Source organism: Corynebacterium amycolatum (genome assembly GCF_016889425.1).
GTDB lineage: Bacteria > Actinomycetota > Actinomycetes > Mycobacteriales > Mycobacteriaceae > Corynebacterium > Corynebacterium amycolatum.
In genome coordinates, this window is the sequence record NZ_CP069513.1 from 1806090 (window position 1) to 1827027 (window position 20938).

At 59.1% G+C, this 20938-nt stretch carries 18 protein-coding genes; 2 read left to right on the plus strand and 16 right to left on the minus strand.

Translation table 11 applies throughout. The features are described 5' to 3' along the window. Positions 1 to 19: 19 nt before the first annotated feature. The 9 genes from tatC to I6J19_RS07935 form a co-directional block, all read right to left on the minus strand. Positions 20 to 1246 (minus strand): twin-arginine translocase subunit TatC, encoded by a 1227-nt coding sequence (tatC, locus tag I6J19_RS07895; RefSeq protein WP_235191256.1) that lies wholly within the window; start codon positions 1244 to 1246, stop codon positions 20 to 22. Positions 1247 to 1264: 18 nt separating this feature from the next. After that, a complete protein-coding gene (gene tatA / locus I6J19_RS07900) occupies positions 1265 to 1597 on the minus strand; it encodes a Sec-independent protein translocase subunit TatA (protein WP_187402590.1) in 333 nt (110 codons plus the stop codon). Positions 1598 to 1671: 74 nt separating this feature from the next. Beyond that, positions 1672 to 2703, minus strand: coding sequence for a helix-turn-helix transcriptional regulator (locus tag I6J19_RS07905; protein ID WP_038625474.1), 1032 nt, complete (start codon positions 2701 to 2703; stop codon positions 1672 to 1674). After that, positions 2700 to 3731, minus strand: coding sequence for a helix-turn-helix transcriptional regulator (locus I6J19_RS07910; RefSeq protein WP_038625471.1), 1032 nt, complete (start codon positions 3729 to 3731; stop codon positions 2700 to 2702). The genes I6J19_RS07905 and I6J19_RS07910 overlap by 4 nt, the downstream gene beginning before the upstream one ends. Before the next feature lie 42 nt (positions 3732 to 3773). Next, positions 3774 to 5264, minus strand: coding sequence for a Pup--protein ligase (gene pafA, locus I6J19_RS07915; RefSeq protein ID WP_038625469.1), 1491 nt, complete (start codon positions 5262 to 5264; stop codon positions 3774 to 3776). Positions 5265 to 5267: 3 nt separating this feature from the next. Then, positions 5268 to 5462, minus strand: coding sequence for a ubiquitin-like protein Pup (locus tag I6J19_RS07920; RefSeq protein WP_005510795.1), 195 nt, complete (start codon positions 5460 to 5462; stop codon positions 5268 to 5270). 60 nt (positions 5463 to 5522) lie between these two features. Then, positions 5523 to 7124, minus strand: a complete 1602-nt coding sequence (gene dop / locus I6J19_RS07925; RefSeq protein WP_187402589.1) for a depupylase/deamidase Dop — start codon at positions 7122 to 7124, stop codon at positions 5523 to 5525. Next, complete coding sequence (gene arc, locus I6J19_RS07930; RefSeq protein ID WP_235191255.1) at positions 7117 to 8694, minus strand: proteasome ATPase; 1578 nt, start codon at positions 8692 to 8694, stop codon at positions 7117 to 7119. Before arc ends, dop begins: the two co-directional genes overlap by 8 nt. A gap of 109 nt (positions 8695 to 8803) precedes the next feature. After that, on the minus strand, positions 8804 to 9646 hold the full coding sequence (locus I6J19_RS07935; RefSeq protein ID WP_005510776.1) for a tRNA (adenine-N1)-methyltransferase: 843 nt from the start codon (positions 9644 to 9646) through the stop codon (positions 8804 to 8806). A gap of 106 nt (positions 9647 to 9752) precedes the next feature. Here I6J19_RS07935 and I6J19_RS07940 point away from each other — a divergent pair, with 106 nt between their 5' ends. Beyond that, on the plus strand, positions 9753 to 10640 hold the full coding sequence (locus I6J19_RS07940) for a RecB family exonuclease (protein WP_049181039.1): 888 nt from the start codon (positions 9753 to 9755) through the stop codon (positions 10638 to 10640). Between the two features lie 178 nt (positions 10641 to 10818). On the opposite strand, the gene I6J19_RS07945 is transcribed toward I6J19_RS07940, so the two are convergent. The 5 genes from I6J19_RS07945 to I6J19_RS07965 form a co-directional block, all read right to left on the minus strand. Continuing rightward, complete coding sequence (locus tag I6J19_RS07945; RefSeq protein ID WP_187402588.1) at positions 10819 to 12132, minus strand: anaerobic C4-dicarboxylate transporter; 1314 nt, start codon at positions 12130 to 12132, stop codon at positions 10819 to 10821. A gap of 39 nt (positions 12133 to 12171) precedes the next feature. Continuing rightward, a complete protein-coding gene (aspA, locus tag I6J19_RS07950; protein ID WP_038625462.1) occupies positions 12172 to 13620 on the minus strand; it encodes an aspartate ammonia-lyase in 1449 nt (482 codons plus the stop codon). Positions 13621 to 13923: 303 nt separating this feature from the next. Then, positions 13924 to 14769, minus strand: a complete 846-nt coding sequence (gene hisG / locus I6J19_RS07955) for an ATP phosphoribosyltransferase (RefSeq protein ID WP_038625460.1) — start codon at positions 14767 to 14769, stop codon at positions 13924 to 13926. Positions 14770 to 14783: 14 nt separating this feature from the next. Next, a complete protein-coding gene (locus I6J19_RS07960; RefSeq protein WP_005510825.1) occupies positions 14784 to 15047 on the minus strand; it encodes a phosphoribosyl-ATP diphosphatase in 264 nt (87 codons plus the stop codon). 22 nt (positions 15048 to 15069) lie between these two features. After that, positions 15070 to 15753 (minus strand): HAD family hydrolase, encoded by a 684-nt coding sequence (locus I6J19_RS07965; RefSeq protein WP_038625457.1) that lies wholly within the window; start codon positions 15751 to 15753, stop codon positions 15070 to 15072. Positions 15754 to 15908: 155 nt separating this feature from the next. Here I6J19_RS07965 and I6J19_RS07970 point away from each other — a divergent pair, with 155 nt between their 5' ends. Further along, positions 15909 to 16814 carry a thioesterase family protein gene (locus I6J19_RS07970; RefSeq protein ID WP_048734210.1) on the plus strand — a complete coding sequence of 302 codons (906 nt, stop codon included), beginning with the start codon at positions 15909 to 15911 and terminating at the stop codon, positions 16812 to 16814. Positions 16815 to 16821: 7 nt separating this feature from the next. On the opposite strand, the gene metH is transcribed toward I6J19_RS07970, so the two are convergent. Beyond that, complete coding sequence (metH, locus tag I6J19_RS07975) at positions 16822 to 20481, minus strand: methionine synthase (protein ID WP_038625456.1); 3660 nt, start codon at positions 20479 to 20481, stop codon at positions 16822 to 16824. A 49-nt stretch (positions 20482 to 20530) separates the two neighbouring features. Further along, positions 20531 to 20938: a hypothetical protein gene (locus I6J19_RS07980; RefSeq protein ID WP_038625453.1), complete on the minus strand. Its 408-nt coding sequence runs from the start codon at positions 20936 to 20938 to the stop codon at positions 20531 to 20533.

The window sequence follows — 20938 nt, forward strand, 5'->3', positions numbered from 1 at the left end:
TAGAGTGTCATAAACCACGCTAGAGAACATCATCAAAGTCACTCGTCGGACGATTTCGCAAGTCCTGCGTTGGCATCGGGGTCTCCGGAATCATTCCGTGTGGCCGCGGTGGACGCGAATTGCGAGTCGGGCGCATCTGGGATGCCTGAGTCGGCGTCGGCGGGTTAACTGGCGTCGGGCCAGAAATCGGGGAGGTTGTCGGAGCTGCTGATGCCGTCGGCATGCCGCCCGGCTGAATTGACGTCGGCGTGCTTACTGAAGTCGGGGCGTCGATGCCGCCCACGTCGCCGATACCGCCAGTAGAGCCAATTGGACCGGAGGCCGTGATTGGTCCGGAGCCTTGTTCGTCATCCAGATCTAGCCACTCCGGACGCTCATTCGCTTTACGACGGTCATGGAGGCGACAAATCTGGATTGCGACTTCCACCAGCAATGTCAGCGCCGTCGCCATTGCGACCATAGATATTGGTTCCTGACCTGGGGTCATAAAAGCCGCAAAGACAAACAGCGACATGATGATAATGCTGCGTTTGTCCTTGATGCCCTCGTAGGTAATGACGCCCGCCATGTTCAACATCACCACGAAGAGTGGAACTTCGAAGCTGACTCCGAAAACCAGAATTAGTGCGAGGACGAAACCGAAGTATTGCGAACCGGTGAGTGCAGAAATCTGCGTTTCTTCACCGATCTGAAGCAAGAACTCCAAACCGAAGGCGACAACGAAGTAAGCCAGGACGGAACCCATGACAAACAGCAGTGCTGCGGCAGTCACAACTCGGCGGGTGGTGCGGCGTTCCTTCCGAACCAAGCCAGGGGTGATGTAGGCCCAAATTTGGTAGAGCCACCATGGCGACGACATCACCAGACCGGCCAACGCGCCGACCTTTAGTCGCAGCATGAACATTTCGAACGGACTGGTCGCCAGCAGACGACACTCCGCACCCTCGCCGCCGCCGAGACGCATCTCGGGTGGAAGCTGACAGTACGGATCCTTGAGCAATTCACCCAGGGACTTAAAGTGCAGCGGACCGACATCGGTCGAGGTAAACGGTATGCGGAACTGGCCAATTGTAAAGGCGGTCTGGTACCAGATGAAGCCCACAACAGTGCCAACGGCGATACCAGCAAGAGAGAGAACGAGACGACGCCGGAGCTCTTGAATGTGCTCGACAATAGTCATCACGCCCTCGGGATTGCGCTTACGTTGGCGCTTCCGAGGACGTGATGTGGATGTAGCTGAAGTCACGCTTCAACCGGCCTTCTACTACTGCTGCGGCTGGCCAGGGTTGTTCTGGCCAGGCTGCGGCTGGTACGGCTGCTGCGGCTGAGCCTGCGGCGCCGGCTGCTGGTACGGCTGCTGCGGCTGAGCCTGCGGCGCCGGCTGCTGGTACGGCTGCTGTGGCTGGGCCTGCGGAGCCTGCTGGATTGCAGTCTGCTCCTGCTGCTCGTCATCGTTGCGCATTTCCTTGACTTCGGACTTGAAGATACGCATGGAGCGGCCGAGCGAACGAGCGGCATCCGGCAACTTCTTTGCGCCAAAGAGCAAAACAAGAACGACCAGGATAATGATGATTTCCCAGGGACCTAGGTTCGGCATCCGCTTAGAGACCTTTCAAATGAATACAAATACAAGTGGCAAGTTGCCACATTGTGCGCGATAGAAGCTCTAGTTTAAGCTTTGTCGTTTCGACCATACTCTGCCAAAGCTTCGGAAGCTCGCGCAACAACGGCGTTTTTCAATTTTAGGGGCTCAGTGACTTTTACGCTCGGTGAACGGCGGAGCACAAAGGAGACTGTTGCTGCCAGGTCGGACATGGGCACGTCAGCGGCAAATTCCGACTGCCCTAGGCCTTGATCAGAGACCGGTTCGGTATCCTCTTCTTCTCCCTCATCTTCGGTGAAGAAGACCGGTTCATAGTCTGCGATCCACGTAGCATCGGCGTCGATAAGCACACTCGCCCATTCGGACGTCCCCGTTTCCGCACCAAAGGCGTGCGGATCACGGATATCGACGGGCTCTGGGCGGTGGAAAGCGGCGGGAATGTCGAGGACCTCGGCGGCCTCCAGGCGGTCGACACGGAAACTCTTCTGATGGCTGTCTTCCTGCGCCCGGTCGACGGCGCGGAGGTATGTCGTGGACTCAACTGTATAAACGTTGACACAGTCAAGTTCACGGACTGAAACCTGCCCTGAGGCATTCCGGTAACGCACCTTCAGCACTTTGCGCTGATGCAGCGCGGAGTAAATCTGCTCTGCAAAGGCAAAGGCCTTGCCATCCTCTGCGGCGGTCGAATCGATGATGGGAACGTTCGTTCCCAGGGCACTGCGGAGCTTTGTCGCGGCCGTCTGCGCGGCCTCGGAAGAGGTGGCGGCTGCGGAGTCCTCGATGGTTTCCAGGATGAGGAGCAAGGTCGCGGTCTCTTCGGCTGTGAGTGCACGCGGCTGGCTGAGCACCGTTGCATGAGGGCGAATACGGACGTCAAAGCTGTTGCGGTAATCAACTTCAAAAGCCCGCACTCCGAGGAGTCCCGGCTGGTCAATATCGGCAATCTGCTCCACGATTGCCCGAATTCGGGCAAAAGGGATGGCCAGCTCGGTTGCGGCCTCTGTCATTGAACGGTGCTGGGAAAAATACGGTACGACCGCCAGCAACTCGTCGACGCTGACAGTCGCGTCTAGCTCTCGGACTGCATGCACTGTCATTGGTTGCCCTCCAGAGTGTTCTTCGTACCATTCGATCCGCCATGGCGAGCGAGTACCTGCTCCAACCGAGCAATAATTTCCGACCGTGCCTCTTCAGGTGATTCCACAATCAAATCCGGTGCGTAACTCAAACCTGTGGACACAATCTCGCTCACAGGTGCCGCTGGCAGCTCGTAGCGGCCCTCCCCCAGCGCTGTTGCTTTCATTACGACATCAGCGCAGGTATTCGGGGTAATACGAACGACCGCCTGATACGTCTTCCCACCGCGGTGCAACATCGTTTCCGCAATCTGTTGCAAGTCACCATCGGGCATTGGCTGCGTCGCCGACGTTCCCGTATCCGACACATCGCGGATACGGCTGAGCCGGAACATACGCGCCGCCTCACGCTGCGGATCAAAACCCAGCACATAGAAGCGTCCGCGCAGGTTAATCAAACCCCACGGCTCCAGCGTGCGCAGTTCATCATCCACGCCGTACTGGCGGGAGTACCACATCTCTACCGTCCGCCGCGGCGAAGTCATTGCGGTCAGTAGCGTGCTGAAATCCGCCCTACTCATATCCACCGCATCGGCTACCACCACCGACTCATCCGGCTTCGCAATGGCACTGCGCTGCGCAAAGGACGCGAGCTTCCGCCACGCCGCCACAGCCGTCGAACTCAGTTCCTCCGAACCAAACGCCGCATTCGCCGCCTGGAACACCACCGAAGCCTCCGCTTCAGTGAACTCGGGGTCGTGCTGGGGCCACCGCAGCCTGTTCAGGCGCAGGCGCTTGACCTTATCGCCAGTGCTTGACGACGAAACCTCCACCGGGACCCCAGCTGCCAGGAGTGCTGCGGTGTCCGCACGTAAATACCGAGCCCGAGATTCCTCGGAAACACGGGAGTAACCCTCGACATGTTTGGAGATCCACGACTCGCTGACCCATCCGGTGTCGTCGGCAAGCGCCAACAGCAGCTGAACCTGGCGTTGGTTCTCACTAATCGCGGCGGTTCCGGGGTTTTCCGATACCGGTGGGACAGGCACGACTGTGGGGCTCCTTTTCCTGGGCTGTTTCCTGGGACGGAACTAGTTTTCCGGCAGCGTATCCGAGGTCTTCTTCGCAGCCGTCAGAATCTCAATCATCTCGCTGACCTCATCGTTTTCCGTGGCAAAGGGGTCGCTGAGCATAGTGGAGATGGGATCATCGCCGGAGATCTTCAGGTGTGTCCAGTCCACGACGGTCTTGAAACTGGATTCTTCAGCTGCAACGAGGAAATCACCGCGCAGCTTCGCACGAGTAGTTGGCGGTGCGGTGCGGACTGCCTCAGCGACCTGCTCATCGGTAATCCACCGCGAGGCAATGCCACGGGCTTCCAGCGCGCGGAAGATGCCGCGGCTGGGACGGATGTCGTGGTAGGCCAAGTCGATCTGATGAAGTTTGGGGTCCTCCAGAGTCAGACCGCGGTCCAAGTAGCGCTTCATTAGCGAGTACTTAATGGCCCAGTCAATGTCGTGCTCAATGAGAGACCAGTCACCGGTTTCCACGGCATCCAGTGCGCGACCCCACAGCTCGACAATGCGGCCCATTTCCTCGTTGGACGTGCCGGCACCGGCAATGCCCTTGTCTTCGTTGACCATGTTTTCTTCGCGGACCTTCAGCCACTGCGCCGCAGCGTCCAGGAACTCGCGCTGAATCTGCAGCGCGGTGGCAGTTTCGCCACTGCGCAGTGGAATCTCGGCCTTCCCCGTCATATCGCGGCTCACCGCACGGATGGACTTGATCTCGTTGGCGACCTCGAAGTCCGGCAACTTCACGCCAGCTTCAATCATCTCCAGGACCAACTGAGTGGAGCCAATTTTGAGTGCAGTCGTCGTCTCACTCATGTTGGAGTCGCCCACGATGACGTGCAAGCGGCGGAATCGGTTGGAGTCCGCGTGTGGCTCATCGCGAGTGTTAATAATCGGTCGGGAGCGCGTCGTTGCACTGGAGACACCCTCCCACACATGATCCGCGCGCTGCGAGAAGCAGTACTGAATCGGATCGTTGTGATACGGCGAGGTTGGGTACGGCAGGAAAATCTTCCCCGCCCCGCAAATGAGCTGTCGCGTAACCAAGAAAGGTAGCAGCAGCTTGGACAGGGACTTCAGCCCCAGTTCACGTCCAACCAGGTAGTTTTCGTGACAACCGTAGGAGTTACCGACGGTATCAACGTTGTTCTTCAGCAGGTAGACCTTGCCACCGATGCCCTCGTCAGCAAGCTCTGCTTCAGCCCTTTCGGCGAGCTCGTTCAAGATGACCTCGCCCGAGCGGTCATACGCGACCAGCTGCGAGACAGAATCGCACTCAGCGGTGGCGTACTCCGGGTGGCTTCCGACATCGAGGTACATACGACCAGCATTGGGGGTGAAAATGTTGGTTGCCCCGTACTTGGCGATCACCGGTCGGAACATGTAGCGGGCAATCTCATCCGGCCCCAGGCGACGCGAGCCATCCAACGTCAGAGTGATGCCGAACTCGGTCTCAATGCCGGTGATGCGTCGGGTCAACGCCTGTGCTGGTACCTGCTGGTCAGTCACTTCTTACTGGCCGCCCTTCTGGACGTACGAACGCACGAACTCCTCGGCGTTGTTCTCCAGCAGACCATCAATTTCATCCAACAGGTCGTCAGCAGCTGCAACGTGCTCCTGTGCCTGACCGCCGCCAGCGACCTCGCCGAACTCTTCCTCGTCGCCTCCGCCGGAACCGCCGCCGAAAACCTGAGTGTTACCAGCCATGATATTGCTCCTTAAAAATGAACTTTTGAGTATTACTGCCTATTACCGCACTATGCGTGTCTATTGTTCGCGGACAGCTCCGAGCGTACGCAGATGCTCGACCACCTCGGCCACTGTCTCTGCCGACTCCAACACCTCACCGCAATCAGCGGCAGTGAAACGGTCAACTTCATCCAGCGTAATGTAGGCCAGCGTAATTCCAGGCGACTCCACGTCACGAGTGCGCCGATACCCCCCCGAAGTGTCCACCACTAAGCTGGTCCAACTGCCCGCGACGACATCCTTGCCAAAGCGGCGCAGAATGCCACCGCGCACATACGCACGCGTAGATTCCGGTGCGTATTCAACCGCGCGGTCGACTTCTTCCTCGGTCACGAGCGTGCGCATCGAACCGCGGCGCACCAGCGCATGGTACAGCCCACGACCAGGGTCAATATCCGAGTACTGAATATCAATCAACGCCAACTTTGGGTGATCCCAGCCCGCGCCCAGGCGGGTACGCAAGCCCTCCATGAGGTTGTATTTCGCCACCCAATCCAGCAGGTGGGCTGCCTTGCGGGGGTCGTCGGCAAGCACGTCGAGCACTTCACGCCAGAGCTTGACGACGTCGCCTTGCTGGTCGTAGCTCGCCACGCGACGCAGGTACTCGTACTGCATTTCGACCGCGGACATCCAGGTGACATGGTCCGCCAGCTGCAGCTTCTCGGTGCAGGTCAGGTCTCGGGAGACCTTATGGACCGCCTCGACGGGGTTGCGGAGCTGCAGATCGTCGAAACGCACACCGTCCTCGATGGCATCAATGACCAAACCTGTGGTGCCCAGCTTGAGGAAGGTGGCGACCTCACTCATGTTGGCATCACCGATGATGACGTGCAGGCGGCGGAAGCGATCGGAGTCGGCGTGTGGTTCATCGCGGGTGTTGATGATGCCGCGGTTCAACGTGGTCTCCAGCGAGACTTCAGTCTCGATGTAGTCCGCGCGCTGCGAAATCTGGAAACCCGACTCCTGCCCTATCTGGCCCAGACCGACGCGACCAGCGCCCGTAAACACCTGGCGGGTGACGAAGAACGGTGTCAGACCGGCGACAATGTCATCGAACTCGGTTTCCCGGGAGAAAAGGTAGTTCTCGTGGGCGCCATACGAGGCACCCTTGCCATCGACATTGTTGCGGTAGAGCTTGAGCACCGGGCCGGGGTTGCCTTCGGCATCGGTGGCTTCTGCGGCAAGCTGAGCTGCCCGCAGCATAATCTTGTCACCTGCACGGTCAGCGATGACCGCTTCGCGGGCAGTTGCCGTCTCCGGTGAGGAGTATTCCGGGTGTGCGTGGTCGACGTAGAAACGGGCACCATTCTGCACCAGCAGGTTTGCAGCGCCGACGGCGTTTGGATCCACAATCGGTGGCTGGTGGTAGCGGCGCAGGTCAAAGCCACGGCTGTCGCGCAATGGCGACTCCGGTGCGTAGTCCCAGCGGATGCGCCCCGACAGGCCCTCCTCCTGCTCGTGCGCGAAAGCCAGCACGGCCTGCGTGGAGGTGAGAATCGGGCTGACATCCGGGTTGTCCGGGCTGGAAATGCCGTACTCAATTTCAGTGCCGAAGAAGCGGCTCGGCTGTGCTGGGTTTGCAGCAGAGTTAGTAGCAGACTTCGCAGCGGAATTAGCCATGGCGAATCACCTCGACCGAGGCAACGCGCGCCGCGGGACGACCGGAGATACGAGCCCACTCATCCGGGTTCGAGGTGTTCGGCAGGTCCTCGTTCTGCGCGAACTCCTCCGCCACTGCGGACAGCAGGTGATCCAAGCTAATACCAGCCTCGCCGCCAGCGATAACCGACTTGATGGCGGACTTCTTCGCACGGTCGACGATGTTGGAAATCATCGCGCCGGAGTTGAAATCGCGGTAGTACATGACCTCGCTGGTGCCATCTGCATAGCGGATCCGCACATACTCATTTTCTTCCGTCTTGGCGTACATTCGCTCAACAACCTGGTCAATGAGGTGTGCGACATTTTGCTCCACCCCACCGCGCGCTTCTACCTCGGCCGCGTTGTACGGCAGCTCCGGGGTCAAGTACTTGCGGAAGATATCCTTCGCCGCTGCCTCATTCGGGCGCTCAATGCGAATCTTCACATCCAGGCGTCCCGGGCGCAGAATTGCCGGGTCGATCATTTCCTCGCGGTTGGTGGCACCAATCACGATGACGTTTTCCAGTCCCTCTACACCGTCAAGTTCACTGAGCAGCTGCGGAACCACAGTGTTTTCCATATCCGAGGAGATACCCGAACCACGAGTGCGGAAAATCGAGTCCATCTCATCGAAGAAGACAATAACCGGCTTGCCATCTTCGGCAATGTCGCGAGCGCGGTCGAAAATCAGGCGAATCTGACGCTCCGTCTCGCCCACGAACTTATTGAGCAGCTCCGGGCCCTTGACATTCAAGAAGTACGACTGCGCTCGCTGCGCCTCTGCCTCGGTCTTGCCTCGGGACAGCGCAATCTTGCGTGCCAGCGAATTAGCCACAGCCTTGGCGATCAACGTCTTACCGTTGCCGGGAGGACCGTAGAGCAGCACGCCCTTCGGCGGACGCAGGTTGTACTGCTCAAACAGTTCGGGCTGCAGGAACGGCATCTCCACGGCGTCGTGAATCTGCTCAATCTGACTATCCAGACCACCGATATCCGTGTAGGTGACATCCGGTACCTCTTCCAGTACCAGGTTTTCCACCTCGGACTTCGGAATGACCTCAAATGCATAGCCCGACTTGCGGTCAATCATCACCGAGTCCCCCGGCTTCGGCGACAAGTCCCCAGCCAGGGACACCACGAATTCCTCACCGTGAGTATCCGAGGCCAAAATGCGCTCCCGATCCGGCAGCACCTCACGAACATTGGCGATATCGCCGCTTTCCGGATAACCGCAGTCCTCCACGATTATCGAGCCCTCATTCAGGCGCACCTGCGCGCCCGGCCGAAGCGCCCGCTCGTTAATCTCCGGCTGCACCCTCAGTCGCATCCGGCGGTTTCCGGTAAACACCTCTGCGGTGCTCTTCTCCGGTCCCGGCTTAAGGAAAATACCGTACGTGCTAGGCGGCTCCAGCATGTCCTCCATGTCTTGGCGCAGTAGCTCTAGCTTGTTACGGGAGTCCCGCAACAGCTCAACCAGGCGATTATTTCGAATGCCGAGGTTGTAGTTCTTCTGCTCAAGATCACGGATTTTGTCAGACGGCGTTGTCATGTACCCCAGATTACCCATAGGGCCAGATGTCGTTGTTGCTTGGTCGATTTAGACCGTGTGTCGTATCACGCTTTACGACGGCTACACCTCCCAGCGCGAAGCGGCGGTCTTACAGCTTCTTTTGATTTCGTCGCTGTGGACGCGGAGGCACCGTGCCGTCGGCAAGCCTGCGTGCCCACACCAGGAACGCGGTATGCGCTTGCATACGGTGCGCCGGGCGGACGGAGAGATCCTGAACATTCCAGTCGCGGACCAGGGATTCCCAGGCGCGTGGTTCGGTGAAGCACTTCTGCGCGCGGATGCCTTCCATGACCTTCATTAGCTGTGGAACGGTGGCGACATAGACCATGAGCACGCCGCCAGGCTGGAGCACCTTCGAAACGGTGTCCAGGCATTCCCACGGAGCGAGCATGTCCAGAATGACTCGGTCGACCGGACCGCCGAGCGACTCGACGGAGGCTTCGTTGAGATCGCCGAGGCGCAAGTCCCAGTTGTCGGGCTTGTGGCCCATGAAGTCGACAACGTTGCGTTCGGCGTGCTCGATGTGGTCCTCGCGGACCTCGTAGGAAATAAGCTGCCCGTCAGCGCCGATGGCGCGGAGCAGGTTGAGGCTGAGTGCGCCGGAGCCAGCGCCGGCCTCCAACACCCGCGCACCTGGGAAGATGTCGCCCTCGACGATAATCTGTGCGGCATCCTTCGGGTAAATCACCGCAGCGCCGCGCGGCATGGACAGGACGTAATCGACCAGCAAGTGACGCATGGCCAGGTAGACCGTGCCTTCGCCGGAGGTGACGGTGGTGCCTTCCTTGGCGCCGATGAGGTCGTCATGGAGGATGGTGCCGCGGTGGGTGAAGAACTTGCCACCCTCCTCGAGGATGACGGTGAAGTGGCGATTCTTCGAGTCAGTCAGCTGGACTCGGTCGCCGACCTGGAATGGTCCGCTTAATGCCATAGGTGTGTGGGCTCCTTTTGGGGTTTGGTTGGGTCTGGTTTTGTTTTGGTCGTGGCGGGATGTGTCGGGTGCAGCCAAATCCGGGCAGTACTCTAACCTGGCTAGTATGCCCGACAATGCCCAAAGTTCTAAGTCAGCAGTTCAGCCCTCCCGCCGCTCTAAGTTGGCGCTGTCGCCGTCGAGAGCTAATGACTACCGCCAGTGCCCGTTGAAGTACCGGTTCCGTGCGATTGACAAGATTCCGGAGCCGTCGACCGTCGCGCAGGTCAAGGGCACATTGGTACATGCTGTGCTCGAACAGATGCATGCCTGGCCCCGTGAAGAACGCACTTACCCAGCGGCGGTGAAGCGCCTGAAGCCGACCTGGGAGGACATGCGTGCAAAGGACGAGGAACTGATTGAGCTAGTTCCGGAGAATGATTACTACGACTTCCTTGTCGAATGCCGCGGCCTGCTCAAGGGCTACTTCATGATGGAAAATCCCATGGGGTTTGATGCGGCCGAGATGGAAAAGTTCGTTCAGCTAGTTATTGATCCGGATGCGGATCAGACCGTGCCGTTGTCGGTGCCACTTCGTGGTTTTATCGACCGCGTCGATATCGCCCCGACTGGTGAGGTCCGCATCGTCGACTACAAGACGGGCAAGAAGCCTTCTCCTCGCTTCCAGGATGAAGCACTTTTCCAGATGCGTTTTTATGCGCTGGTGTGGTGGCGACTCACCGGTCATATCCCGGAACAGCTGCGGTTGATGTACCTGAAGGTTGCCGATGACCTGGTGCTGAGCCCCAATGCGACAGAATTAGAGGCTTTCCAAACGGAGATTGCCGACTTGTGGTCGGCGATCGTGCGCGACGGTGAAAACGGTGACTTTGTGCCGAAGAAGTCCAAACTCTGCGGGTGGTGTTCTTTCCAGGAGATGTGCCCTGCCTACGGCGGCGTCACGCCGGAGTACCCCGGCTGGCCAGGCGCCGTCGGTGACGGTGGCGCTGAGTAAAAGTTGCGGATGGCGGTGGCTCTCGAGGAATGTTAGCTTTCGCGGGGTGCCGCCGTCGGCGGGAACGACGCCAGTAAAAGTTACTGACTAGGTTTATAACGGGTGAATGGAATTAACTGTTCAGTTTTTGTCATAAACCTAGTCAGTTTCTCTATGCGGTGTTTTAGGTAGACCCCCGCTACAACAGCACGCTGCCGAAAGCGAAACCAAACGCGGCAGCCAGGGCAATACATAAAGTGCCCGGGATGATAAACGAGTGGTTAAACACGTATTTGCCAATTCGGGTGGTGCCGGTGTCGTCCATCTCCACCGCGGCAAGGAGCGTCGGGTAAGTAGGCAGCACGAATAGCGCGGAAGTCGCTGCGAAGGAAGCAACGGCAGTGATGGGAGAAACTCCCACCGCGAGCGCAGCGGGCATGATGGCCTTTGCAGTGGCCGCCTGCGAGTAGAGCAAAGCGGCCGCGAAGAAGAGCACGATTGCCAGCATCCACGGCATCGTGGTCAGTAGGCTGCTGGACGCGGTCTTAATGTCGTCGATGTAGTGGTTGATAATTGTGGTTCCCAGCCACGCCACACCGAGAACGCAGACGCTGGCGGACATGCCCGATTTAAACACTGGGGTGTTCAAAATCGTTGCCGCGTCCAACTTGCAGGCAAGCACGATAACGGTAGCGGCGGTCAACATTATTGACATGATCGCTTCGTTTCGTGGAAGTGTGGGATCAGTGATGAGACCGACCTGCTCAGTGCTGATGGTCGCGTAGACCATCACTGCGAGAATCGAGAGAAGGAAAATTGCCACGGACCACTTGGCCGACTTGGTTGGTATGTATTCGCTTATCTGGCCACGTGGCTTAGAGACCAACCCCTTTTCCAAGCGGCTTTGATACTCCGTATCGTCGTCAAGCTCTTTGCCTAGGTGATTCGTGACAAAGGCGGCAGGAAGGATGGCGAGGAACGTCGAAGGAATGAGAATCGCCAGGAGTGTGAGATAACCAACGCCGCGGGGTTCCATGAGCGAAGCCATGAGCACTACAGCCGCTGAAATGGGTGATGCCGTAATCGCCAACTGAGATGCGATGACCGCCACGGACAGCGGGCGGGACGGGCGAACGCCTCCTTCCTTGGATACTTCGGCGATAACTGGGAGGGTGGAAAATGCGGTGTGGCCGGTGCCGGCGAGCAGGGTCATCAGGTAGGTGACAACCGGGGCCCAGTAGGTGATGTGTCGCGGGTTTTTGCGCAACAACCGTTCGGCAATGTGGACGAGATAGTCCATGCCTCCGGCCCTCTGCATAGCGGCAATTGCCGCTATTACCGACATAATGATGCCGATGACATCGAAGGGGATGTCATCTTTGGTAACTGGCACCCCGGTGATGCCGAGCGCCAAAACGCCCAGCCCACCGGCGAATCCGATAGCAATTGAACCTAGACGCGCTCCAAGGAGGATCGCTGCTAGAACGATAAAGATTTGGACGGCAACTAACATGTGTATCTGCGAAAAGTCACTCGTTAGGCTTGTTGCCGCTTAGGACAAATCGTCGAGGCGAGACTCCCCCGCCACGTAGCGCTTACCCCGATATTCCGGGTGCATGAGGTTCTCGGTGCTCAGGACGTGGTTGAGCTCCTTCTCGTCCATCAGCCCACGTTCAAGGACAATGTCGCGGACGGAGCGGCCGGTGCGAGTGGCTTCCTTGCCGACCATATCGCCCTCGTGATGGCCAATGACCGGATTCAGGTAGGTCACGATACCGATGGAGTTTTCCACATAGCCGCGGCACACTTCCGGGTTAGCGGTGATGCCGGTAATGCACTTGTCGCGCAGAGTGTCGGTGGCGCTGCGCAGCAGTTCAATCGACTCGAAGAGACATGCGCCGATGACAGGCTCCATCACGTTTAGCTGCAACTGACCGGCCTCGGCTGCCCAGGTCAGAGTCACGTCGTTGCCGAAGACCTTGAAGCAGGCCTGGTTCGCGACCTCCGGAATTACCGGGTTGACCTTTGCCGGCATAATCGAGGAGCCAGCGGCGCGCTCCGGCAGGTTGATTTCATTCAGTCCGGCTCGTGGACCCGATGCCAGCAGGCGCAAGTCGTTGCACATCTTGGAAATCTTCATGGCTGCGCGCTTCAGGCATGCATGCACGCTGACGTAGGCGCCGGTATCGCTGGTGGCTTCAATTAGGTCCTTCGCAGAGGTCACCTTAAAACCACTGACCTCACGCAGCGCTTGGGTCACGGCCTCGCGGTAACCCGCCGGCGCATTCACACCGGTACCGATAGCGGTTGCTCCCAGGTTGATTTGCAGCAGGCGTGCCGACGCAGTTGCGATGGACTCCTGTTCTTCCTCAAGGTTGTGGGCAAATGCGTGGAAAACCTGTCCCAGGGTCATGGGAACGGCGTCCTGCAGCTGCGTGCGGCCCATTGTGATGATGTCGTTGAATTCATCACCCTTAGCATGTAGGGCCTCAACCAGGGAATCGAAGTGCTTCTGCAGGCTCAGCAGCGACATGTGGATAGCAAGACGGAAACCCGTTGGGTAGGCGTCGTTGGTTGACTGGCACTGGTTGACATCATCGTTGGGGTGAATGACGTCGTATCGGCCCTTTTCCAGACCGAGCAGTTCCAGCGCGAGGTTAGCGATGACCTCGTTGGTGTTCATGTTGAGACTGGTGCCAGCTCCACCCTGGAAGACATCGATTGGAAACTGATCCATGCAGCGTCCCTTTTCCAGGATTTCATCACATGCGGCGACGATGATGTCTGCAACATCGCTGGGCAGCGTGTGGACGCGCTGGTTGGCAATGGCCGTGGCCTTCTTCACCATCACCATGCCACGAATGAATTCGGGCACATCGTTGATGGTCTTGCCTGAGATTTGGTAGTTGTCGATTGCGCGCAGGGTGTGGATGCCGTAGTAAGCCTCTACTGGAACCTCCATCGATCCAAGCAAGTCGACCTCGGTACGCGTTGCGGACATATGGACATAATCCCTTCTCGTAGGCGCAGTCTTATGAACCACAATTCGTGTGAACCACAATTGGTGGTGCTGCTTGGTTACACCGTCAAAACTACAGCGCTGGCGCAGCTGCCGCTTTTCCGGCATAAGGGGACTATGTCAGTACGGCTAACGCCGTGCGCACGCTTAGTGCTAAGCCTACTACCTACGTCGAGGTAGGTGGATGTGAAAATGCAGTGGTCAGCTCCCGGCGCGAGATGGTGCCCCCACTCGAGCTGGTTGGTCCTCCCCCCCACCTCACCCCTTGAGCAGGTCAAGCTTCCACTAGATACGCGCGATGCGGATATTCGAGGCCAAGATTGCCTCGGCACCAATCTTCGCCAGGGCATCCATGAGCGGGTTGGCCTCTGCCTTCGGGACTAGCGCGCGAACTGCTACCCAATCCTCGTTAGCCAGCGGCGACACGGTCGGGCCAGACAGGCCCGGGGTGAGCTTGGATGCCTCTTCCAACGCGGACGCACGGATGTTGTAGTCAATCATCAAGTACGTCTTGGCATGCAGAATGCCGGTCATACGACGCAGGAACACCTGCTGCTCCTCGGTGACCTCCACACCCTTGCGTCCGACAACAACTGCCTCAGAGCTGACCAAAACATCGCCGAATGGCTTCAACCCCTGCTTACGCAGGGTGCGGCCGGTGGAGACAACGTCGGCGATAACGTCGGCAACTCCCAAGCGGATGGAAATCTCCACTGCACCATCAAGGCGAATGACGGTGGCGTTAATGCCGCGAGCCTTCAGGTCTTCGCGCACCAGATTCGGGTACGAGGTGGCAATGCGCTTGCCCTCCAGAGCTTCTACGGTCCACTCCTCATCGGCTGGGGCGGCGTAGCGGAAAGTCGAGGCACCGAAGCCCAGATTCAGAACCTCATCGACCGGAGCCAGCGAGTCAGCGGCCAGGTCGCGGCCTGTGATGCCCAAATCCAGATGACCGTTGCCAACATAGATGGGAATGTCCTTCGGGCGAAGGAAGAAAAACTCAATTTCGTTGGCTTCGTCGTGGATGGTCAGGCTCTTGGAGTCGCCTCGACCCGGGTAACCAGCTTCCTTCAGGATTTCGACTGCCGCCTCGGACAGCGATCCCTTGTTGGGCACGGCAATACGCAGCATGGTGTTGATTTCTCCTACAGGTACTTGTAAACATCCTCGGGGCTCAGCCCGCGACCGACCATGACCACCTGCAGCCAGTACAACAGCTGCGAAATCTCCTCTGCGAGGGCTTCGTCAGATTCGTGCTCAGCTGCAAGCCAGACCTCACCGGCCTCTTCGACAATTTTCTTGCCCTGGAAATGCACACCAGCGTCTAGCGCCTTGACTGTGCCCGATCCCTCGGGACGCGACTGTGCTTTTTCCTTCAGCTCTGCAAACAGGTCATCAAAGTTCTTCACCTGGTCTATTGTTCCATGTCGTCTACTCGCCCGCGAAAGCAGCCCGCAATAAGCCCAAATTCGAGGTATCCAAATTGCCCGAAATGAAGCGCGCCGGGGGTACTAGCGTCTCCACATCAGCTTGCGAAACGCTCACATCCGGCATTGGATTCCACACCACCGTGCATCCCGCAGCGAGTGCAGAGCGCACCCCGGTTGAGGAGTCTTCGATAGCCAGGCAGTCCTCTGGCGCAAATCCGACGAGCTCTGCGCCACGCAAGTACGGATCCGGCGCCGGCTTGCCGTTGGCCACCTCATCGCTACACACTGTTGCCGCGAAGTGCTGCTCCCCCATGACATCAATGCAGGGTTGCGCCACGTGTCGGCGAGTATTGGTCACCAACACCACCGGAATGTCAGCAGCTCGGGCCTGGTCCAAAATCTCCGGCACACCCGGGCGCCACTCCACCCCATGTTCTAGAACCAATTCTGTGAAGCGGTTTTCGACGAATTGGGAGCCCGAGGAAAACAGCGCGTCGTCAAGCGTGCGTCCCGCATGATCAGCGCAAACAGACAGCGTGTCCCAGAGAGTGTTGCCGACGCACTGCATGCGCAACTCCGGAGTCAGGCGACGGCCTACGAATTCCGAGAGGTCGTACGTGGCAATCTCCCACAGGGGTTCCGTGTTGATGAGGCTGCCGTCCATGTCCCACAAAATTGCTTTCACACCATGCGACTATGCCAGGCAAACAAGCATTTAGCGATTATGTCAGCAAAGCCGCCGGATTTGGGTTTAGAGTTTTAGAAAGGAAAGTATGTCGCGGTGCTGCATGCAACCACCGCATGAACGTGTCCCGCGCGAATGAAAGGCATCGACTCGCTATGACAACCACTGAAGATTCACTCGCCCAGGCAATCGACCAGCCCGAGGCGTACTTTATTCCGTTAGGCGCGGTCACCGAAGGCGAGCTCAGCTACGAGCGCTTCATGCCCACCAGCTTCACTTACGGGGCGTGGGGGCCGTTTCAGCACGGTGCGCCACCGTCGGCGCTGCTGACACGCATGTTGGAGCGCAGGCGCCTGGAAAGCGAGGGAATGCGTATTACTCGCATCGCCGTGGATCTGTTGTCGGCTGTACCGTACACGGAGCTGCGCGCGCGGTCATGGGTCTCGCGCCCGGGGCGGCAGATCGCCAAGATCGAAGCCGAATTGCTTGCCGACGTCAAGGGTGCCTGGTGGCCCGTTGCCACCGCGTCCGCGTGGATGATGGCCACCGCGGATACGCGGGATATTGAGCGTGCATTCGACAAGCAGGTGCCCGGGCCCGAGGAATGTAGCGCCGAGTACATTCCGCTTACCGACGACTGGAGTGGCGGCTACATCGAATCGATTGAAGCCCGCGCAGGTGCGACGGAAGAGCTGGCCGAGACGCAGATTCACTGGGTTCGCGCGACATACCCAATCGTGCTCGGGGAGGAGCCGACTGCGGTGGAGCGAGTCATGCAGGTAGCCGATACCGCCAACGGTGTCGGAGCCACGCTGAGCCCGCATCAGTGGGCGTTTATGAATACCGACTTAGTGGTTCACCTGCACCGACTCCCCCAGCTTGGCCCATCGGAGCAGTCGGCGGAATCGGAGTCGCAGCCGGAAGACGGCGGCTGGGTTGGCATCGCCGCCCGCGGTTCCATCGGTCCGGACGGAATCGGCATGACTGCGGGCGAGCTCTACGATGTGCACGGCCCCATTGGCCGCAGCATGCAGACCTTGCTGGTGCGACCGCAGGGATAACGCCAAGCTACACGTTGAAGTACTTCGCTTCCGGGTGGTAGAGCACGAACGCATCGGTGGACTGCTCTGGGTGCAGCTGGAGCTCCTCAGAGAGTTCCACGCCGATGCGCTCCGGCTGCAGCAGGTCAATCATGCCCTGACGGAAGGTCAGATCCGGGCAGGAACCATAGCCGAAGGAGTAACGAGCGCCACGGTACTTCAGGTCAAAGAAGTCCTGGGTATCGTCGGAGTCTTCCGCGCCAACACTTGTGCCGTCGGAGAACGCGAGCTCGAAGCGAATGCGCTGGTGCCAGTACTCGGCCAGCGCCTCGGTGAGCTGCACACCGATACCGTGAACCTCCAGGTAGTCGCGGTATTCGTTCTTGGCGTAAATATCGTTGGCGAAGTCAGCGATGGGCTGTCCCATGGTCACCAGCTGGAACGGCATGACGTCGGTCTGCCCTGCGGCGATGGCATCTTCGCGCGAGCGAATGAAGTCAGCAATGCACAGGAAGCGACCGCGCTGCTGACGCGGGAAGGTCCAGGACACCACTGGCTCGGCCGTGGGGTCAGGCTGCTCCCCTTCCGCAGGCAGCGGCAGTACGTGGACGGTATCGCCCTCAGAAACTGCCGGGAAGTAGCCATAGACGACAGCCGCATGTTGGAGAATGTTCTCGGCGCGCAGGCGCTGCAGCCATGCGCGCAGGCGTGGACGACCATCGGATTCGACCAGTTCCTCGTAGCTCGGTCCCTCGTCGCCGCGGGTGCCGCGCAGGCCCCACTGTCCCATGAACAGAGCGCGTTCATCGAGAGTGGTCAGGTAGTCGTCGAGAGGCAGACCCTTGACGATGCGGGTTCCCCAGAACGGCGGTGTCGCAACGGGGACATCAGCGGCGACGTCGGAACGCTCCGGCACCTCGGGGGCTTCAGCAGCAGCCTTGGCGGCGCGCTGCGCGGCGATCCGCTTTGAGCGCTCACGGCGGGCGCGGCGAGCTTCCTTCTTTTCGCGGGCGGCGATGGCCTCAGGCGAATTCTCGTCCGGGCCGAGGCCCTTCTTAGCTGCCATCAGCTCATCCATGATGCGCAGTCCTTCGAAGGCATCCCTGCCGTAGTAGACATCGCCGTGGTAAAGCTCAGACAGGTCGTCTTCCACGTAGCTACGCGTCAGCGCGGCGCCGCCGAGCAGCACTGGGAAGCGGGCGGCATCACCGGCGGAGTTGATCTCCAGCAGGTTGTCCTTCATCACCACAGTGGACTTCACCAGCAGACCGGACATGCCGATGGCATCGACATCCAGTTCCTTAGCTGCGGACAAAATCGTAGCAATCGGCTGCTTAATGCCCAGGTTATGCACGGTGTAGCCGTTGTTGGAGAGAATAATCTCCACCAGGTTCTTGCCGATGTCGTGGACATCGCCCTTCACCGTGGCCAGCACAATCGAGCCCTTGGAGCCCGTGGCATCCTCGGCATCCATAAAGCCCTCGAGGTAGCTCACCGCGGCCTTCATCGTCTCGGCCGACTGCAGCACGAATGGCAGCTGCATCTGACCGGAACCGAACAGGTCACCAACGGTCTGCATACCTCGTAGCAGGTCTTCGTTGACGATCGCCAGGGGTTCCTTTTCCTTCATGCCCTCATCGAGGTCAGCTTCGATACCTGTGCGCTCGCCGTCGATGATGCGCTGCGCCAGGCGGTCGAACAGCGGCATGGCGGCGAGCTTCTCGGCCCGGGCGTCCTTAGCGTCAGCGGCGGAGACTCCTTCGAAGAGCTCCATGAAGACCTGCAGTGGGTCGTACTCCCCGTCAGGGTGTCCCGCTTCACGACGGCGGTCGTAGACCATATCGAGAGCGACTTCGCGCTGTTTGTCGTCGATCTTGTTCATCGGCAAGATCTTGGAGCTGTGGGCAATGGCGGAGTCCAAGCCGGCCTCGATGCACTCGTTGAGGAATACCGAGTTGAGTACCTGGCGAGCCGCCGGGTTCAGACCGAAGGAGATGTTGGACAGGCCGAGCGTGGTGTGCACGTTCGGGTGGCGACGCTTAAGTTCGCGGATGGCTTCGATGGTTTCGATGCCGTCGCGGCGAGTTTCCTCCTGCCCAGTGGAAATCGGGAAAGTCAGACAGTCGACAATAATGTCCTGCTCGCGCAGTCCCCACGTGCCGGTGATGTCGGCGATGAGGCGCTCGGCAATCTCAACCTTCTTATCCTTCGTACGCGCCTGACCGTCTTCGTCGATAGTCAAAGCGACCACGGCAGCACCGTGCTCAACAACCTGGCGCATAATACGCTGGTAGCGCGACTCAGGGCCATCGCCGTCTTCAAAGTTCACAGAGTTGACCGCACAGCGACCACCGAGGTGCTCCAGGCCAGTCTTAAGAACTTCCGGTTCCGTAGAGTCCAGCATGACCGGCAAGGTCACCGAGGTGGCGATTTGAGATGCCAGGGTTGCCATGTCATCACGACCGTCGCGACCCACGTAGTCGACACACAGGTCAATCATGTGTGCGCCATCGGTGACCTGACCTCGGGCGGTGTTAAGGCACTTCTCCCAATCACCGGCCAGCATGGCCTCGCGGAAAGCCTTGGAGCCGTTGGCGTTGGTGCGCTCACCAATCATGGTGATGCCGGTCGTCTGCGTCAGCGGGGTTGCCGAGTACAGAGAAGCGACCTCATCGATGGGCTTTGCGTCCGGATCCGTCGATGGGCGTTCTGCCTTAACGGCTGGGCCCTGTTCGGCGTAGGTGCCAGCACCGGTAATAGCGTCGCGAACAGCGGAAACATGCTCCGGCGTGGTACCACAGCAGCCACCGACCATTGCCAGACCGAACTCTTCAACAAAGCCGCGCAGTGCAGTGGCCAGCTCTGGGGCGGTCAGCGGGTAGGTCGCACCGTTCTTACCCAGCACTGGTAGACCCGCATTCGGCATCACCGATACCGGGATCGAGGCGAAGTTGGACAGGTAGCGCAGGTGCTCGCTCATCTCGTCCGGACCCGTTGCACAGTTCAGACCAATCATGTCGATACCCAGCGGCTGCAGCGCTGCCAAGGCTGCACCAATCTCCGAGCCCATCAGCATGGTGCCCGTGGTCTCGACAGTCACGTGGACGACGATCGGAATCTTCTTCTCAGTCTGTCGCATAGCGGCCTTGACACCGTTGACGGCCGCCTTTACCTGCAGCAAGTCCTGACAGGTTTCAATCAAAAACGCGTCCGCGCCACCGGAAATCATGCCGAGTCCGGCCTCCGTGTAAGCGTCGCGAAGCTGAGCGTACGGAGCGTGCCCCAAAGACGGCAGCTTCGTGCCCGGGCCCAGCGAACCGAGGACAAAGCGTCGCATGCCCTCGCGCCCCGGCCCCATTTCGTCAGCGACCTTGCGGGCGATTGCGGTGCCCTTGTGCGCTAGTTCCTGGATACGGTCTTCGATGTCGTAATCCGCGAGGTTCGGGAAGTTACAGCCGAAGGTATTGGTTTCGACCAGGTCGGCGCCGGCCTCGAAATAGCGTCGATGAATCGTCTCGATAATGTCGGGACGAGTGTCATTGAGAATCTCATTACAGCCCTCGTAGCCGAGGAAGTCCGCGTCAACGTCGAGGTCAAAAGACTGCAGCTGGGTACCCATGGCGCCGTCGCCAATGAGTACACGGCTGTGCAGTGCGGTGAGGAACTCGGAAGAGTGGCGATCAGTCATAAGTAGACACCTTAGTCTACTTTTATAATCGCGCCGTTAATCGGGCTGGTTATTCCATCTCGAAGTAGCTTTCTGCCTTCACCGCAGGTAGGTCCAAACCGACAGCTTTCGTTGCGGAATTGATAATCACGAGAATCTCGTCGAGCTCCTCGTCAAAAATCGAGCCGCCGTGCTCATGCTCAATCGCAGCCACGCGCTGTAGGCAGTTCTCTACCGCCTGCGTCGCGGCTTCTTCTCGCTTATCGACGGCCAGCTCCGCCGCCTGATCAATACCAGCGGCGGCCTCGCGGAGAACTTCCCCGACCTGGTCGGCTACCGCTTCGTCAAAAAGTGGCTCCCAGAACTCGCGTTCCTCGGGCTGCAGGTAGCTGCCGGTGGCAAACATGCGCAAATCGGCAACTAGTTTATCGATGTTCTCTTTCGTTACTTCGACTGCAGACATGTCTGAGTTGCTCAT